This window comes from Microbacterium sp. NPDC055988 (assembly GCF_042269505.1).
Classification (GTDB): Bacteria; Actinomycetota; Actinomycetes; order Actinomycetales; family Microbacteriaceae; genus Microbacterium.
Genome location: NZ_JBHJXY010000001.1, coordinates 550,321 through 566,471 on the forward strand (window position 1 = coordinate 550,321; position 16,151 = coordinate 566,471).

Annotated in this window: 16 protein-coding genes; 6 read left to right on the top strand and 10 right to left on the bottom strand. The window is 69.5% G+C overall.

Going from position 1 to position 16,151, the window contains the following annotated elements; all coding sequences use genetic code 11:
- Positions 1-3: 3 nt before the first annotated feature.
- Genes ACFC14_RS02840 through ACFC14_RS02865 form a run of 6 tightly spaced genes read right to left on the bottom strand, consistent with a single transcriptional unit; the run spans position 4 to position 3,907 of the window.
- The gene (locus ACFC14_RS02840) at positions 4-237 is read right to left on the bottom strand and encodes a MoaD/ThiS family protein (RefSeq protein ID WP_376101124.1); all 234 of its coding nucleotides are present in this window, start codon (positions 235-237) and stop codon (positions 4-6) included.
- Complete coding sequence (locus tag ACFC14_RS02845) at positions 237-518, bottom strand: DUF6457 domain-containing protein (protein ID WP_376101125.1); 282 nt, start codon at positions 516-518, stop codon at positions 237-239. The genes ACFC14_RS02840 and ACFC14_RS02845 overlap by 1 nt, the downstream gene beginning before the upstream one ends.
- Positions 515-1,123: a molybdenum cofactor guanylyltransferase gene (locus tag ACFC14_RS02850; RefSeq protein WP_376101126.1), complete on the bottom strand. Its 609-nt coding sequence runs from the start codon at positions 1,121-1,123 to the stop codon at positions 515-517. The genes ACFC14_RS02845 and ACFC14_RS02850 overlap by 4 nt, the downstream gene beginning before the upstream one ends.
- Positions 1,120-1,593, bottom strand: a complete 474-nt coding sequence (moaC, locus tag ACFC14_RS02855; protein ID WP_376101127.1) for a cyclic pyranopterin monophosphate synthase MoaC — start codon at positions 1,591-1,593, stop codon at positions 1,120-1,122. The genes ACFC14_RS02850 and moaC overlap by 4 nt, the downstream gene beginning before the upstream one ends.
- Positions 1,590-2,816 (bottom strand): gephyrin-like molybdotransferase Glp, encoded by a 1,227-nt coding sequence (glp, locus tag ACFC14_RS02860; RefSeq protein ID WP_376101128.1) that lies wholly within the window; start codon positions 2,814-2,816, stop codon positions 1,590-1,592. The genes moaC and glp overlap by 4 nt, the downstream gene beginning before the upstream one ends.
- Positions 2,813-3,907 (bottom strand): ThiF family adenylyltransferase, encoded by a 1,095-nt coding sequence (locus tag ACFC14_RS02865; RefSeq protein ID WP_376101129.1) that lies wholly within the window; start codon positions 3,905-3,907, stop codon positions 2,813-2,815. Before ACFC14_RS02865 ends, glp begins: the two co-directional genes overlap by 4 nt.
- Before the next feature lie 156 nt (positions 3,908-4,063).
- Between ACFC14_RS02865 and ACFC14_RS02870 the strand changes: the two genes are divergently transcribed.
- The 4 genes from ACFC14_RS02870 to ACFC14_RS02885 are packed head-to-tail and all read left to right on the top strand — an operon-like array spanning position 4,064 to position 6,813.
- Positions 4,064-4,453, top strand: a complete 390-nt coding sequence (locus tag ACFC14_RS02870) for a molybdopterin-binding protein (protein WP_376101130.1) — start codon at positions 4,064-4,066, stop codon at positions 4,451-4,453.
- Entirely contained in the window at positions 4,450-5,220 is a 771-nt protein-coding gene (modA, locus tag ACFC14_RS02875; protein ID WP_376101131.1) for a molybdate ABC transporter substrate-binding protein, read from the top strand. Before ACFC14_RS02870 ends, modA begins: the two co-directional genes overlap by 4 nt.
- A gap of 25 nt (positions 5,221-5,245) precedes the next feature.
- The gene (locus tag ACFC14_RS02880; RefSeq protein ID WP_376101132.1) at positions 5,246-6,064 is read left to right on the top strand and encodes an ABC transporter permease; all 819 of its coding nucleotides are present in this window, start codon (positions 5,246-5,248) and stop codon (positions 6,062-6,064) included.
- On the top strand, positions 6,061-6,813 hold the full coding sequence (locus tag ACFC14_RS02885) for a sulfate/molybdate ABC transporter ATP-binding protein (protein ID WP_376101133.1): 753 nt from the start codon (positions 6,061-6,063) through the stop codon (positions 6,811-6,813). Before ACFC14_RS02880 ends, ACFC14_RS02885 begins: the two co-directional genes overlap by 4 nt.
- A gap of 42 nt (positions 6,814-6,855) precedes the next feature.
- On the opposite strand, the gene narI is transcribed toward ACFC14_RS02885, so the two are convergent.
- From narI to ACFC14_RS02905, 4 genes are read right to left on the bottom strand one after another with little or no spacing between them, the layout of a single operon-like run.
- The gene (gene narI / locus ACFC14_RS02890) at positions 6,856-7,611 is read right to left on the bottom strand and encodes a respiratory nitrate reductase subunit gamma (protein WP_136041602.1); all 756 of its coding nucleotides are present in this window, start codon (positions 7,609-7,611) and stop codon (positions 6,856-6,858) included.
- Positions 7,608-8,315, bottom strand: a complete 708-nt coding sequence (gene narJ, locus ACFC14_RS02895; protein ID WP_240745034.1) for a nitrate reductase molybdenum cofactor assembly chaperone — start codon at positions 8,313-8,315, stop codon at positions 7,608-7,610. Before narJ ends, narI begins: the two co-directional genes overlap by 4 nt.
- The gene (narH, locus tag ACFC14_RS02900) at positions 8,312-9,949 is read right to left on the bottom strand and encodes a nitrate reductase subunit beta (RefSeq protein WP_376101134.1); all 1,638 of its coding nucleotides are present in this window, start codon (positions 9,947-9,949) and stop codon (positions 8,312-8,314) included. The genes narJ and narH overlap by 4 nt, the downstream gene beginning before the upstream one ends.
- Positions 9,946-13,665: a nitrate reductase subunit alpha gene (locus tag ACFC14_RS02905; protein ID WP_376101135.1), complete on the bottom strand. Its 3,720-nt coding sequence runs from the start codon at positions 13,663-13,665 to the stop codon at positions 9,946-9,948. Before ACFC14_RS02905 ends, narH begins: the two co-directional genes overlap by 4 nt.
- A 161-nt stretch (positions 13,666-13,826) precedes the next feature.
- Between ACFC14_RS02905 and ACFC14_RS02910 the strand changes: the two genes are divergently transcribed.
- On the top strand, positions 13,827-15,059 hold the full coding sequence (locus tag ACFC14_RS02910; protein ID WP_136041599.1) for an MFS transporter: 1,233 nt from the start codon (positions 13,827-13,829) through the stop codon (positions 15,057-15,059).
- Positions 15,060-15,088: 29 nt separating this feature from the next.
- Positions 15,089-16,129: a GTP 3',8-cyclase MoaA gene (gene moaA / locus ACFC14_RS02915; protein WP_376107080.1), complete on the top strand. Its 1,041-nt coding sequence runs from the start codon at positions 15,089-15,091 to the stop codon at positions 16,127-16,129.
- Positions 16,130-16,151: the final 22 nt, after the last annotated feature.

The window sequence follows — 16,151 nt, forward strand, 5'->3', positions numbered from 1 at the left end:
GCCTCAGCCTCCGGCGAACGGAGGCAGCACGTCGACGGTCCCGGCCCCCGCCAGCGCGAAGTCATCGTCCACCCTGGCACCGTCGACGAGCAGCGCACAGCGGTCGAGGATCACCCCCAGTGCCGGATGCGCGTCTACGAGTTCGACCCGGAGCGCACCGAGAGTCGCGGCATCCGAGGGCTCCGTCGCACGGCCGGCCGCATCCTCGGCAGCCGCGAAGTACCGCACCGTCGCCATCAGCTCTGTCCCTCGGCCGCATGACCGTTCGCGAGCTCGACGATCACGGCAACCGCCGCACGCACGTCTTCGGGTGAGCCGCCTGCCCGACCGGCGACGAGGCCCGCGACGAAGGCACTGAACGGCGCGGCGGGGCGCGCGACCCCGTTCGCGACGTCTCGGGCGAGGTCGAGGATCAACGCGATGGGCACATCCTCCGCGCTCAGGTCGAAGCGTTCGCGCAGCTCGGCTGCCCACGCGTCGAGCGCCTCCGGAGGAAGGGTGCGGCTGTTCTCGGTCATGGCGACTCCTCGAGTTCTTCTCGTACGCGAGCCAGGTCGGCGGGCGAGTCGATGTCGGCGGTGATCCCATCTTCGTCGACGACCCAGTCGATGGCGAGGCCGCCGAGGAGTGCGCGGACGGAGGAATCCCGGTCGGTCTCGATGCGGTCGAGCGCGCGACGGACGGATGCCGTGCGATACAGACCGGCCAGCCACTGCGGCTGCCCGTCCGCGGAGAACACGAGTCCGTCGACAGATGCCGTCGCCGCCGCATCACGGGCGTTGTGGGAGAGCAATCCGTGCACGACCGCATCCGGTCGCGCGAGATCGCCGGCGAGGATCAGCACCCTCTCCGCCGGCATCTGCGCGATTCCCGCGGCGATACCCGCCACCGGACCGCCAAGCGGCGGCGCCTCCCTCGTCCAGACCACGTCGACCGCGTCGTCGAGCAGCGGACCGACCGCCACGATCGGCGCCACCCCCGCATCGCCGAGCACATCCACTGTTCGCCCCAACAGCGATCGCCCCGCCAGCGTGAGAAGCGGCTTCGCGATGCCGCCCATCCGACGCCCCTCGCCGCCGACGAGCAGCACGGCGCCGACTGCGGCATGCGACGAGGTGGTCACTCCCCCGGCCTCCGCCAGGAACCGCTGCGTCCGCCCTCCTTGGCGACAATGCGGACGTTCTCGATCGTCACCGCGCGGTCGACGCCCTTGATCATGTCGACGACGGCGAGCGCGGCGACCGAGACGGCCGTGAGCGCCTCCATCTCGACTCCGGTGCGGTCGGCCGTGCGCACGGTCGCGCTGATGCGGATCCCCGTGTCTTCGATGTCCAGATCGACGACCGCGCCATGCACGCCGATGACGTGCGCGAGCGGCAGCAGCTCCGGGGTGCGCTTGGCCGCCTGGATGCCGGCGATGCGAGCCACGGCGAGCACATCGCCCTTGGGCACCGTGCCGTCGCGGAGCAGGGCGACCGTTTCCGGCGCGCAGCGAACGAAGCCCGCGGCGATCGCCGCCCGCACGGTCGGCTGCTTCTCGGTCACGTCGACCATGCGGGCGCGGCCGGCAGGATCCAGGTGGGTGAAGGTCATGACAGCTCCATCACGTCGATGAGGTCGCCGACCGAGACCTGTTCGATCTCGGCGGGGACGATGGCGTAGGCGGTGGCGGCCCCGAGGCCGACCGCGAGGTGAGAGCCGGATCCGCCGCGGGTCGCGGGATGCACCCGGCCGTCGGCGTCGATCACCGCCGGCAGATACTGGCGACGACCGGGAGGGGTGCGCCACCCGGTGCCGGCGGCGAGGGGTCGCCGGGGACGATGGATCTCACGACGACCCTGCATGCCCAGCAGCGCGGGGCGCACCAGCACCTCGAACGAGACCGCCACGCTCACCGGATTGCCGGGCAGTCCGAACAGCAGCATCCCGGCGTCGGTCACTCCGAACCCCTGGGGCTTGCCCGGCTGCATGGCGACCTGCACGAACTCCATCGCCTCGCTCAACGCCTGCCGCACCGGCTCGTACGCGCCGGCGCTCACGCCCCCGGAGAAGATCACGGCATCGAGCCCGAGTGCGGTCGCACGAGCCACGGCCTCGGCGGGACCTGCACCAACGTCGCCGACGACCTCGCGGAACACGACCTCGGCCCCGGCCTCGGCCACGAGTCCGGCGAGCAGCAGGCCGTTCGACTCCGGAATCCGCCCTCGCACGAGGGGCTCCCCCGGAGACACGAGCTCGGCACCGGTCGAGACGACGGCCACTCGCGGCCGCGGCGCGAGAGCGACCCGAGCGATGCCGACGGATGCCAGCGCGGCCAGCTGCCGCGCGCCGAGCAGGGTTCCCGTCTCGAGGACGACAGCGCCGACCGCGGCATCCTCCCCCGCCCGACGCACATGCGCGCCCTCCGCCCGCGGTGCGCGAACGACTCGGATCTCGCCCAGGGAATCGGCGAGGCCGCCGGCGGTGTCTTCGAAAGGCACGACCGTGTCGGCAGCGGACGGCACCGGAGCACCGGTCATGATGCGGGCGGCGGTTCCGGGGGCGAGCGGCGGATCCTCCCCGCTGCCCGCCGGCACGTCCGCCACGACGCGCAGCACGGCGGGATCCCCATCGGACGCGGTGGCGACGTCGGCGAAGCGCACTGCGAAGCCGTCCATCGCGGAGTTCTCGAACACGGGGACGGGGTTCTGCGCGCGGGCCGGCTCCGACAGCGTGAAGCCGATCGCCTCGTCCAGAGATCGAGTGACCGCCGGGCGAGACCGCACCGCGCCGAGCACGACGGCGAGCTGTTCCTCGACCGTGCGCATGCCGCTCATCGTGCGCTCCAGGCATCCATGCCGCCGGTCAGCACGACGACATCCGCCCCGGCGCTCCGCAGCGCCGTCGCGGCACGCACCGCGCGCAGTCCGCGTTGGCAGACGACCACGACCCGGCCCTCGGCGGCGAATTCCTCGGGGTGACCCAGGACGACCGCGAGAGGTGCGTGCCGGGAGCCGGGGATCGCCCCGGCGGCGATCTCGTCCGCCTCTCGCACGTCGAGCACGAGCGCGCCGGCGGCGATCTCGTCGTCGAGTGCATCCGCGGCGACGAAGGACACCTCGGCGCCGACGGGAGTCGTGGTCGCCACTCCGCTCGTCTCCCCCCGCCCCCGCAGCGGAACCTCGCTCATACGCCCCCGCAGCGCGTCGATCAGCAGCACACGGCCGAACAGCGGTTCACCGATGCCGGCGAGGAGCTTGATGGCCTCCATCGCGAGCACCGACCCCACCTGGAGGCAGAGCGCCCCGAGCACTCCCACCGTGGCGCAGTTCGGCAGCTCGCCGACGCCCTCGGGCGGATAGAGGTCACTGAGCACCACCGGTGCCACCCCCGCGGGCGGAGACGACCAGAACACCGTGACCTGCGCGGCGAACTCCTGCACGACACCCCACACCAACGGCACCCCGACACGCTCGCACGCCGCAGCCACCAGCGTGCGTGTCTCGAACGTGTCGGAGCCGTCGATGACGAGGTCGGCGTCGGCGAGCAGCGCCTCGGCGTTGGCCGCGGTCAGGCGTTCGCGCATGGGACGCACGGTCGTCTCGGGCGAGAGATCGGCCGCGACGCGCACCGCGCTGTCGACCTTGGGCGCGTCGACGTCGGCCAGGCGGTGCAGCACCTGCCGCTGCAGGTTCGAGAGCTCGACCACGTCGTCGTCGATGACAGTGAGGGTGCCGACACCCGCTGCGGCGAGCGCGAGCACGACAGGAGATCCGAGTCCGCCCGCACCGATGACCGCGACATGAGCCGCACGCAGCCGTCGCTGGCCGAGCTCCCCCAGGTCGGCGAGTACGAGGTGCCGTGCGGTCCGCTCCGACTCGGCCGCACTGAGGGCTGCGACGGGCTCGACGAGCGGAGGCAGCGGCATGCGCTCAGGCTACCCCGGGCGGCATGTCGTGGGGCCGTTCGAGCACCGGAGAAATATCCCCCTCGCTGAGCACGACCCCGCACAGAAATCCGCGGATGCGGAATATTCACGACGAACACCGTGGATCTGCGGAACCTTGCCCTCTAGGCTCGGGCCATGAGCACCTATCGCATCGCCGAAGCCGCACGACTGCTCGGCGTGAGCGACGACACGGTGCGTCGCTGGATCGACCAGGACGCGCTGCCGGTCACCGCCGACAGCCCCGCCCGCATCCCCGGCGATGCCCTCGCGCAGCACGCCGTCGCTCTCGCCGTGGCTCCGCCCACTCCTGGCGACGTGCTCTCCAGCGCCCGCAACCGCTTCACGGGACTCGTCACCCGCGTGCAGATCGACGGCGTCATGGCGCAGGTCGACATCCAGGCGGGTCCCCATCGATTCGTGTCGCTGCTCTCCGCCGAGGCCGTACGCGAGCTCGATCTGCAGCCGGGCTCGCTGGCCGTCGCGGTGATCAAGGCGACCACCGTGATCGTGGAGACACCGCGGTGACCGGCAGGCTCCTCGCCGGGTCGGCCGCGTTGGTCGTCGCCCTGCTGCTGGGCGGATGCTCTGCCGCTCCCCCGGCGGTCCCCTCGCCCTCCGCCGCCGATGGAGAGCTCACCGGTGAGGTCACCGTCTTCGCCGCGGCCTCGCTCAGCCCGGTCTTCGACGAGATCGCGGCGGCATTCGGCGAGGAGCACCCGGCGGTCGATGTCGCGCCGATCGTCTATGACGGGTCGAGTGTGCTCGTGACGCAGCTCACCGAGGGCGCCCACGCCGACGTGCTCGCCACCGCCGACGAGCGAACGATGCAGACACTCCTCGACACCGGACTCGCCGACGACCCGGCGCCGTTCGCGACGAACACCCTCGTGGTCGCGACGCCCGCCGGAAACCCGGCCGGGATCACCTCGCTGGCCGACCTCACGGAGGCGACCACGGTGCTGTGCGCGCCCGAAGTGCCCTGCGGGGCGGCGTCGCAGAGGCTGCTCGACGGCGCCGGCGTCTCGGTCACGGCGGCCAGTCTCGAGCAGAACGTCTCCGCCGTGCTGCAGAAGATCGTCGCCGGTGAAGCGGATGCCGGCCTGGTCTATGCGACGGACGTGGTGGGAGAAGACGTCGAGAGCTTCGTCCCTGACGGCAGCGACGAGGTCGTGAACCGCTACCCGATCGTCGGACTCGACGGAGCGACGGATGCCGGCCGGGCGTTCGTCGATTTCGTGCGGGGGCCGGTCGGCCGGCAGATCCTCGCCGACCACGGGTTCGGTGCGCCGTGACCACGATCGCGCGGCGAGGCGGAGCATGACGAGGATGCGGCAGGTCGACACGGGAGCGGCACCTCCCTTCCTCCTCGTCGCGCCTGCCGTGCTCGGCATCCTTCTGCTCGCGCTGCCGCTGGTCTCCCTGCTCACGCGTGCGTCGTGGTCGACGTTCTGGACCGACATCACCTCGACGGTGGCGATGGACGCCCTCCGCCTCTCGCTCACCACCGGCCTCGCGGCGACCGCACTGTGCATCGTTCTCGGCCTTCCGCTCGCGCTCCTGATCGCCCGCGCGGGGCCGCGGACCTCTGCCCTGCTGCGGGCTCTCGTCGCGGTGCCGCTGGTGCTGCCGCCGATGGTCGGCGGCGTCGCGCTGCTGTTCCTCCTCGGCCGCTCCAGTCCGCTCGGAGGTGTGATCGCCGCGTGGTTCGGCACAGGCATCCCGTTCACTCCCGCGGCCGTGGTGCTGGCGCAGGCGTTCGTGGCTCTGCCATTCCTCGTGCTCGCTGTCGAGGGGACCATCCGCAGCACGGGAAGCAGGTACGAGCGCACGGCCGCCACACTCGGCGCCTCGCCGAGCACGGTCCTGTGGCGGGTGACGCTGCCCCTCGCCGCGCCCGGAATCGTGGTCGGGGTCATCCTGTGCTTCGCCCGCGCCATCGGCGAGTTCGGGGCCACGGCACTCTTCGCCGGCAACGCACCCGGAGTGACGCAGACCATGCCGCTCGCGATCTACACGGCCTTCAACGGAGCGGGCGCCGGCCGCGAGACGGCTGTGGCCCTGTCGATCCTGCTGCTGGGGACCGCCGTCGCCGTGTTGCTGCTCGTGCGGGCGTGGCGCCCGGGGGCACTTCGATGACGGGCGACCGCGTCGACGGCTCGCTCCGCAATGCCCGCGACGCCGGTGTCCTCGACGCTCACGTCGTCGTGCAGCACGCCGGGTTCGACGCCGAACTCCGCGTCGCCGCGGGCGAGCTCGTCGCGATCATGGGCCCGAGCGGTGCCGGCAAGACCTCTCTCCTGGAAGCGATCGCCGGGCTCGTGCGGCTCGATGCGGGGCACGTCGACCTCGACGGGGTCCGCCTCTCCGGAGAGCGGCAGCACACGCCGCCGTCGCGCCGTGCGATCGGTCTGCTCGGGCAGGACGCCCTGCTGTTCCCGCACATGACTGCGGCCGAGAACATCGCCTTCGCTGCTCGGGCCGGCGGCGGCACCCGCGAAGAGTCCACCCGACGCGCGACCGAGTGGCTGGACCGCATCGGTCTCGCGGGATACGGTCCACGGCGGCCCGACGAGCTCTCCGGCGGACAGCGCCAGCGCATCGCCCTCGCGCGGGCCCTCGCCGCGTCGCCTCGGCTGCTGCTGCTCGACGAGCCGTTCACCTCGCTCGATGTCGAGGCCGCGGCTCAGCTGCGCGAGGTCGTGCGCGAACAGCGCGGAACCACCACGACGATCCTCGTCTCGCACGGCATCCTCGATGCTCAGGCTCTCGCGGAGCGGCTGGTGATCGTGCAGGCCGGGCGCATCGTTCAGGATGCCGCCGTCGCCGAGGTGCTGGCCTCCCCGGCGACCCCCTTCGCCGCCGCCGTCGCCGACTCGGCGCGCTGACGAGGTCATCCCCCGCGGATGCCTGCGCGCGGAGGCGGCGTATCAGGGACGCCGCAGACGCTCCGGGTCCGGAGTAGAGATGGGATCCCACCCTCGCTTCGGCGCCCTGGATCCGTTCTGGTCGTCGCGGGAGCGGTAGACGATGTACGGGCGGAACAGGTACCCGACCGGCGCCGAGAACACGTGCACGAGGCGGGTGAACGGCCACAGCGCGAACAGAAGTGTGGCCGTGAGCACATGCAGCTGGAACAGCAGCGGCACATCGAGCATCAGGTCGGGTCGCGGCTGGAGGATGATCAGCTGGCGCAACCACGGCGAGACCGTCTCGCGATAATGGAAACCACCGCCGAACACCTGGTGCACCACGGTGGCCGCGGTGCCGAACAGGAGCGTCGCCCCCAGGAACACGTACATCACCTTGTCCATGACGGTGGTCGCCAGGAACACGGCCGCGACCGTGCGGCGTCGGTAGATGAGGATGGCGAGCCCCGCCAGGGTCAGTAGCGCCGCCGCCGTCCCGAGCACGGTCGCCCCGATGTGATACATCTCCTCGTTGATGCCGATCGCGTAGAGCCACTCCCGCGGGATGAGGAGTCCGACCACGTGCCCGGCGATCACCATGAGGATGCCGAGGTGGAACATCGGCGATCCCCAGCGCAGCAGCCTGTTCTCGTACGTCTGCGAGGAGCGGGTCGTCCAGCCGAACTTGTCGTAGCGATACCGCCAGATGTGACCGACGACGAAGATCGCCGCGCACACGTACGGCAGCGCGACCCACAGGATGATCTGCAGACTCATATCGATTCCCTCGCTCGGAATGCGGGCATCGGGAGGCTCAGCCCGACCGTCTCCGCGGGCGGCCCTTCATTCACCAGTGCGAGCACTCGCTCTCTCGTCGCCTGGTCGACCTTCGGCAACGACAGCGTCACGGCGCGCACGGGATCGGCCCAGCGACTGCCCATGCTCTCCAGAGCCGCCCGCAGCACTTCGACGCCTTCTCGGTGCGCGGCCAGGAGAGCGTCGGCGATGGGAGACCCCGACAGCGCCGAGAACTCCAGCACCGCCGGCAGGAAGTCGGGCAGGTCGGCCGCGTCGAATTCCCAGCCCGCGGCACGGTACGCCTCGAGGAACGTGACGAGTGCGGTGCCGCGACGCCGAGTGTCACCGGTCGCGTAGTAGCTCAGGTACAACGAGCACTTCCGCTTCAGGTCGAACGTCGTCACGTATTCGCGCTGCAGCCCCGATGCACCATCACGCTCCGCCCCGTCGAGGAACCGCGTCATCGGGTCGGCCACGGCGCGGGGCAGCGCTGCGATGTGCGCGCGCAGGACCGGGATCCGATCGAACCACGCGGCGTCCGGATACTCCAGCAGCAGCGACGCGAGCATGTGCACCGTCCGACGCTGCCCCGCGGTGAGCGCCGCAGGAGCCAGCGTGTCGGGAAGCGGGCGCAACGGCGTGACCCGTTCCGTCCGGTCCCGGATGGGGAGCACGCTGCTCACGACTTCGCCTCCGGTGGGAACATGCCGCCCGGCCGGCCGTTGCCGTCCCAGTTCAGCAGGTTCAGGCGATTCGGGGTCGACGGCCTGTCGGCGGTCTGCCGGTCGGCCAACACGTGGAAGTTCTCCACGGCGACCGGCGTCGGATAACCGCTGTTCGCGCCGAAGGGGCCGGCACCGCCCATGCCCGGCCCGTCTTCATAGTCGAGCGAACAGGCCATCTCCTCCAGCTCGTGCGCTCTCTCCGCGTGCGCTGCCGGGATCACGTATCGCTCCTCGTACTTCGCGATCGCGAGCAGCCGGTACATCTCCTCGATCTCGGTACCGGTCATGCCGACGGCCGCCGCGATGCGCTCGTCGCGCTCGTCATCGATGCTGACCCCGCGCATGTAGGACCGCATCGCCGCGAGCTTGCGCAGCGATGCGTCCACCGGTTTCGGATCGCCCGCGGTGAACATCTCGGCGAGGTATCCGATCGGGATCCGGAGCTTGTCGATCGCGGCGAAGAGCGTGCGCGCATCTTCGCCGTCGTTGCCCGACCCGGTGATCACGTCGACGACCGGCGACAGCGGCGGGATGTACCAGACCATCGGCATCGTCCGATACTCGGGGTGCAGGGGAAGCGCAACCTTGTACTTCTGGATCAACCGATGGATCGGGCTTCGCTGGGCGGCCTCGATCCAGTCCTCGGGGATCCCGTCACGACGTGCGGCCTCGATCACTGCCGGGTCGTTCGGGTCGAGGATCACCGAACGCTGCGCCTCGAGGAGCTCGTGCTCGTCCTCCACCGCCGCAGCTTCGGCGACCCGATCGACGTCGTAGAGCACCAGCCCGAGGTACCGCAGTCGGCCGACGCAGGTCTCCGAGCACACGGTGGGCAGCCCGACCTCGATCCGCGGGTAGCACATCGTGCACTTCTCGGCCTTGCCGGTCTTGTGATTGAAGTAGACCTTCTTGTACGGGCAGCCCGACACGCACATGCGCCACCCGCGACATGCATCCTGATCCACGAGGACGATGCCGTCCTCTTCCCGCTTGTACATCGCACCCGACGGACACGAGGCCACGCACGAGGGATTGAGGCAGTGCTCGCAGATGCGGGGCAGGTAAAACATGAAGGCCTTCTGGAATTCGGCCTCGACCTGCTCGCTCATCTTCTGCAGGATCGGGTCCTCCTGCATCGTCTCGATGGAACCGCCCAGGTCGTCGTCCCAGTTGGCCGACCACGAGATCTTCATGTCCTTGCCGGTGATCAGACTCTTCGGTGCAGCCACCGGAGTGTGCTCACCGCTCGGAGCGTTGACGAGCATGTCGTAGTCGTACGTCCAGGGCTCGTAATAGTCGTCGATGCCCGGCAGCTTCGGGTTGGAGAAGATGCGCATGAGCTTCGCCAACCGTCCACCGCTGCGCAGGCGCAGCCGACCGCGCTTGTCGCGCACCCAGCCACCGCCCCACTTCTCCTGATCCTGATAGCCGCGCGGGTACCCGACGCCCGGTCGTGTCTCGACGTTGTTGAACCAGACGTACTCCATGCCGGTGCGGTTCGTCCATGCCTGCTTGCACGTGACCGAGCAGGTGTGACACCCGATGCACTTGTCGAGGTTCATCACCATCGACATCTGCGCCATGACCTTCATCGGTACCGCACCTCCTGGTCGCGGCGGCGGATCGTGGTGACCTCGTCGCGCTGGTTCCCGGTCGGGCCGAGATAGTTGAACGCCCACGACAGCTGCGCGTAGCCGCCGATCAGATGGCTGGGCTTGAGCAGGATGCGGGTGAGGGAGTTGTGGATGCCACCGCGCTGGCCACTGATCTCCGAGATGGGCACATCCACCGTTCGATCCTTCGCGTGGTACATGTACACGGTCCCCTCGGGCATGCGGTGCGACACGTTCGCCCGCGCGACCACCACGCCGTTGCGGTTGTAGGACTCGATCCAGTCGTTGTCGCGGACACCGATCTTCTCGGCGTCCTGCGGACTCATCCAGATCGTGGGTCCGCCGCGCGACAGCGACAGCATGAAGAGGTTGTCCTGATACTCCGAGTGGATCGACCACTTGGAGTGCGGCGTCAGATAGCGCACATGCACCTCTGCGGCCCCGTTGGTTCCGGGGACGACGTCGCCGAACAGCCGGTGCATGTCGAGCGGCGGGCGATAGATGGGCAGCGTCTCGCCGAGCTCGTCCATCCAGTCGTGGTCGAGGTAGAAGTGCTGGCGACCGGTCAGGGTGTGCCAGGGCTTGAGGTGCTCGACGTTTATCGCGAAAGCCGTGTAGCGGCGCCCTCCGTGTTCCGATCCCGACCATTCCGGAGACGTGATCACGCTGCGCGGCTGCACCGAGACGTCGGAGAAGGTCAGGTGCGTCCCTTCGTGCTCCTCGGCGAGGAACGCCATCTCCTGGCCGGTGTGCTTTCCGAGCGCCTGGAAGCCCTGCACCGCGAGGCGGCCGTTGCTCGTGCCCGAGAACGCGAGGATCATCTCGCACGCACGACGGTCGCTGTCCAGGCGCACCGATCCGGCATAGGGACCAGCCTCGACGACGCCGTTGCTCCTCTTGAGCTTCTCGATCTCGGGCTCGGCCCGATACGTGATGCCCTTGGTGGTCATGCCCAGCTTCTGCGTGAGCGGTCCGAGCGCCTTCCACCGAGCGAACAGATTCGGGTAGTCGCGCTCGACGACGACGAGCTTCGGCATCGTCACGCCCGGCACGCGCGGCAAGTCCTCCACCTTGCCGTGAGGCGTCGCCATCGCGTCGGGGGTGTCGTGCTGCAGAGGCGCCGCCACGAGGTCCCGCCGCACACCCAGGTGGGTGCGGGCCATCTCGCTGAACTTCTCCGCCAGCATCCCGAACGTGTCGAAGTCGGTCTTGGTCTGCCAAGGCGGCGCGATCGCCGGGTTGAACGCATGGATGAACGGGTGCATGTCGGTCGACGAGAGGTCGTGCTTCTCGTACCAGGTCGCCGCCGGCAGCACGATGTCGCTGAAGAGCGTGGTGCTCGTCATGCGGAAATCTGCCGTCATCAGCAGATCGAGCTTGCCCTCCGGAGCCTCGTCCCGCCAGGTCATGGTCGTCGGACGAGAGCCGGGCGCGGTTTCGTCGGCGCGGATCGCCGCGTCGGTGCCGAGCAGATGCTTGAGGAAGTACTCGTTGCCCTTGCCCGAGGAGCCGAGGATGTTCGCGCGCCACACCAGGACGACGCGAGGGAAGTTCTCCGGTGCGTCCGGATCCTCCACGGCGAACTTCAGGGAACCGTCGTCGAGGCTGTCGACGACGTGCTGCGCCGGCTCCTTTCCGAGAGCATCGGCCTCGTCGCACAGATCGAGCGGGTTGCGGTCGAACGTCGGGTAGCTGGGCATCCATCCGCGCTGCACCGACTCGACGAGACAGTCGGCCGTGGTGCGGTCGGCGAAGCGGCCGAGACCCAACGGAGACGAGAGCTGGTCGGCCGGGAGTCCGTCGTAACGCCACTGATCGGTCGCCAGGTACCAGAATGCGGTGCCGATGGTGTGACGCGGAGGGCGGCCCCAGTCTGCGGCGGCCGCGTACTGCTGGTATCCCGTGATCGGACGCACCTTCTCCTGCCCGACGTAGTGCGCCCAGCCGCCGCCGTTCACCCCCTGGCATCCGGTCATGGTCGTCAGCGCCAAGAAGGTGCGGTAGATCGTGTCGGAGTGGAACCAGTGATTCGTGCCGGCGCCCATGAGGATCATCGACCGACCGCCCGACCGCTCGGCGTTGTCGGCGAACTCGCGTGCGATGCGAAGCGCCTGCGGGGCCGGCACCGCCGTGTGCTCCTCCTGCCACGCGGGCGTCCCCGGACTGCTCGCGTCGTCGTAGCCCGTCGGCCACGCACCCGGCAGCCCTTCGCGACCGACGCCGTACTGCGCGAGCATGAGGTCGAAAACGGTCGTGACCTTCCGCCCGGCGACCGTGCGCACCGGAACGCCGCGCACGACGACGCCCGACCCCCCGGCATGCTCCTGACCCGGCTCCGGGTCGAGGTCGAAGCGCGGCAGCCGCACCTCGACGGCGTCATGATCACCCGGCAGGTCGCTGATCGAGAGCGGCGGAACGACGTCGCCGAGGTCGAGATTCCAACGCCCCTCGTCCTCTGCCGTGAACCGGTGGCCGAGGGAGCCGTTCGGAACCACAGGGTTCCCGACGGCGTCGAGCAGCACCGGCTTGAAGTCCGCGCGCGCCTGCGCTGCCGCATCCCCGTCGAGATCCGAGGCGGTGACGAACTTGCCGGGCACCAGCCCGCCGTCCCTCTCTTCCAGAGCCACGAGGAAGGGCGCATCGGTGTAGCGCCGCATGTAGTCCTCGAACCGCGGTGTCCGCTTCTCGACGAAATGCTCACGGAGGATGACATGGCCCATCGCCAGAGCGAGCGCGGCGTCCGTACCCGGGTGGGGCGCGACCCATTCGTCGGCGAACTTGGTGTTGTCGGTGTAGTCCGGCGAGACCGTGACGACCTTCTGACCGCGGTAGCGCGCCTCGGCCATGAAGTGCGCGTCCGGCGTGCGCGTGACGGGGACGTTCGACCCCCACATGATGAGGTAGCCCGCGTTCCACCAGTCGGCGGACTCGGGCACGTCGGTCTGATCGCCGAACACCTGGGGGCTCGCCACGGGCAGGTCGGCGTACCAGTCGTAGAACGACAGCATCGTTCCGCCGAGCAGGTTGAGGAAGCGGGAGCCCGCGCCATGGGAGACCATCGACATGGCCGGGATCGGCGAGAAGCCCGCCACCCGGTCAGGCCCGTACTTCTTCACCGTGTGCACGTGGGCCGCGGCCGCGATCTCGAGCACCTCGTCCCAGGTCGCACGGATCAGACCGCCCTTGCCGCGGACACGTTTGTAGGCGGTGGACTTCTCCGGATCCTCGACGATCGAGGCCCAGGCGTCGACGGGGTCGGCGTGCACGGCTCGCGCTTCGCGGTAGAGCTGGGCGAGGGTTTCTCGGACGTACGGATAGCGCACCCGGGTCGGCGAGTACGTGTACCAGCTGAAGGCAGCGCCGCGGGGGCATCCGCGCGGTTCGTACTCCGGAGAGTCGGGGCCGATGGAGGGGTAGTCGGTCTGCTGCGCCTCCCACGTGATGATGCCGTCCTTGACGTACACCTTCCAGGAGCAGGAGCCCGTGCAGTTCACGCCGTGCGTGGACCGCACCACCTTGTCGTGCGACCAGCGATCGCGGTAGAACGCGTCGCCCGAGCGGCCGCCCTCCAGAAACAGCGAGCGGAGATCGGAGGAGACCTCGCCCGGCCGCATGAACCTGCCGAGGCTCACCAGCCCGTCGGCGAGAGCACCGTCGGTGGAGTGCGGACTCTCGGTTCGGATGCCAGGGGTCATCGTGTCTCCTTCAGGCGGCCTTTGACTCAGCATCCAACACCCGGACATGCACCCGCACAAGGGTGCGCCGTGTTAATCCGCGAAGCAATTAGCACGGGAGAACAGGGTGGTGGGCGGGGTGCTCGCGGGGCTACTCTCGTCGCTCAGAGGAGGAACCACCCATGAGTTCTGCCGCATCTTCCCCCGCCCGGTCCGAGCTCAAAGGCGGCTTCGCGCAGGTGATCCTCGCGACCCTCGCCTCCACGGTCGGCTTCTGGGCCTGGATGGCGATCGCACCGCTGCAGAAGGCGTACGCCACCGAGATGGGCCTCGATGAGGGGCAGATCTCCCTGATGCTCGCCACGCCCGTGCTGGTGGGCGCGCTCGGACGCATCGTCGTCGGCGCGATGACCGACCGCTTCGGCGGACGGAAGATGTTCACCGCCGTGCTGCTGATCTCGGTTCCGGCCGTGCTCCTCGTCGCGGTGGCAGGAGAGATCCGCAGCTTCCCTCTGCTTCTGATCGCCGGGTTCTATCTCGGTGTCGCCGGAACGATCTTCGCGGTCGGCATCCCCTTCTCGAGCGCGTGGTTCCCGCCCGCTCGACGCGGGTTCGCGAACGGCGTGTTCGGTATGGGGATGATCGGAACGGCCGTCTCGGCGTTCTTCACCCCCCGCCTGGTGGAGTCGATCGGGTACCTCCCGACGCACCTGGTGATCGCGGGGGCGCTGGCCGTACTGGCCGTGCTGTCGTGGTTCTTCCTCCGCGACTCGCCCGTCTGGCGTCCCAACACCGAGCGGTTCGTGCCCAAGGTCGTCGGCGCGCTGAAGCTCGCGGTGACGTGGGAGATGGCGTTCCTCTACGGCATCGTGTTCGGTGGATTCGTCGCGTTCTCGACCTTCCTGCCCAAGTACCTCACCACGATCTATCCCGACGACGTCGACGTCGTCGGAGCGGGGACGCGAACCGCTCTCTTCGCCGCGGCGGCGGTCATCGCGCGTCCCATCGGCGGCGTGCTGGCCGATCGCTTCGGCCCCAAGGTGATCGCACTGATCTCGCTCGGGGGGATCGTGTCCCTCGCGTACATCGTGGGCCAGCAGCCGCCCGAAGGTATCGTCACCGGGGTCACCTTCATCCTGATGGCCGCTGCGATGGGGCTCGGCATGGGCGCGGTCTTCGCCTGGATCGGTCCATCGACGCCACCGGAGAAGGTCGGATCCGTCAGCGGCATCGTCGCGGCAGCGGGAGGCCTCGGCGGATACTTCCCGCCCCTGGTCATGGGAGCCACGTACAACGCCGACACCAACTCCTACTCACTGGGCCTCTGGCTTCTCGTGTTCGTCGGCGCCTTCGCCCTGGTGGTCGCGGGAATGCTCCGAGACGTGGGCGGAAAGCGTAATCTGGGACGATCGTGACCACCGTTCCCGTGCAGATCGGACGCCGGATGCCGCTGGCGCCGGCCGAGACCTCCACGGCCTCCACCCGTGCACTCCTGGACACGCATGGCCGCAGTCACCGGGATCTCCGCATCTCGCTCACCGACCGCTGCTCGTTGCGCTGCACCTATTGCATGCCGGAGCAGGGCAACGAGTGGCTCGCTCGCGAGTCGATCCTGTCGGTCGACGAGATCGTCCGGGTCGCCCGCATCGCCGCGGCGGCGGGCATCACCACGTTCCGCCTCACGGGCGGCGAACCGCTGCTGCGTCGCGACATCGTCGACATCGTGCGCCGACTGCGGGAGATCGACACCGACGACGGCCCCGTGCAGGTCGCGATGACGACGAACGGAATCCGCCTCGACGAGGTGATCGACGACCTGATCTCCGCGGGCCTGAGCCGCCTGAACATCTCGATCGACACACTGCGCCCCGACAGGTTCGCCGCCTTGACGCGACGTGACCGCCTCGACGACGTGCTGCGTGGGATCGCGGCGGCCTCGTCATCCGGATTGCGCCCGCTCAAGCTGAACACGGTCGCGATGCGCGGGGTCAACGAAGACGAGCTGTGCGACCTCGTCGATTTCGCGATCGCGCACGGAGCCGAACTGCGCTTCATCGAGCAGATGCCGCTGGACGCCGGTCACACCTGGGATCGGGATCGGATGGTCACCCGTGAGGAGATCCTCGACACGCTCGCCGAGCGCTGGACGCTGACCGAGATCCCCGGCCGCGGCGGGGCACCTGCCGAGCGTTGGCGTCTCGATGGCGGGGTGGCGACGGTCGGCGTGATCGCCTCTGTCACGGCTCCCTTCTGCGGCGCATGCGATCGTCTGCGACTGACGGCCGACGGGCAGCTGCGGAACTGCCTGTTCTCCACCGATGAGTTCGACCTCCTTCCTGTGCTTCGAGCCACGGGCGGCGCGGGCTCCGACGCGGCGGTCGACGACGTGCTGCGGCGCTGCGTCTGGGCCAAGCTCCCCGGTCACGCGATCAACGACCCGGCCTTCCTCCAGCCGGCGCGCGGCATGAACGCCATCGGCGGCTGAGTCCGGCGCCGAGCGCCTGCTC

Excerpts from the sequence above, each read along its gene's own strand:
- ACFC14_RS02840 (WP_376101124.1), bottom strand. The coding sequence starts at position 237 with ATGGCGACGGTGCGGTACTTCGCGGCTGCCGAGGATGCGGCCGGCCGT.
- ACFC14_RS02845 (WP_376101125.1), bottom strand. The coding sequence starts at position 518 with ATGACCGAGAACAGCCGCACCCTTCCTCCGGAGGCGCTCGACGCGTGG.
- moaC (WP_376101127.1), bottom strand. The coding sequence starts at position 1,593 with ATGACCTTCACCCACCTGGATCCTGCCGGCCGCGCCCGCATGGTCGAC.
- glp (WP_376101128.1), bottom strand. The coding sequence starts at position 2,816 with ATGAGCGGCATGCGCACGGTCGAGGAACAGCTCGCCGTCGTGCTCGGC.
- ACFC14_RS02865 (WP_376101129.1), bottom strand. The coding sequence starts at position 3,907 with ATGCCGCTGCCTCCGCTCGTCGAGCCCGTCGCAGCCCTCAGTGCGGCC.
- ACFC14_RS02870 (WP_376101130.1), top strand. The coding sequence starts at position 4,064 with ATGAGCACCTATCGCATCGCCGAAGCCGCACGACTGCTCGGCGTGAGC.
- ACFC14_RS02880 (WP_376101132.1), top strand. The coding sequence starts at position 5,246 with ATGACGAGGATGCGGCAGGTCGACACGGGAGCGGCACCTCCCTTCCTC.
- ACFC14_RS02885 (WP_376101133.1), top strand. The coding sequence starts at position 6,061 with ATGACGGGCGACCGCGTCGACGGCTCGCTCCGCAATGCCCGCGACGCC.
- narI (WP_136041602.1), bottom strand. The coding sequence starts at position 7,611 with ATGAGTCTGCAGATCATCCTGTGGGTCGCGCTGCCGTACGTGTGCGCG.
- narH (WP_376101134.1), bottom strand. The coding sequence starts at position 9,949 with ATGAAGGTCATGGCGCAGATGTCGATGGTGATGAACCTCGACAAGTGC.
- ACFC14_RS02905 (WP_376101135.1), bottom strand. The coding sequence starts at position 13,665 with ATGACCCCTGGCATCCGAACCGAGAGTCCGCACTCCACCGACGGTGCT.
- ACFC14_RS02910 (WP_136041599.1), top strand. The coding sequence starts at position 13,827 with ATGAGTTCTGCCGCATCTTCCCCCGCCCGGTCCGAGCTCAAAGGCGGC.
- moaA (WP_376107080.1), top strand. The coding sequence starts at position 15,089 with ATGCCGCTGGCGCCGGCCGAGACCTCCACGGCCTCCACCCGTGCACTC.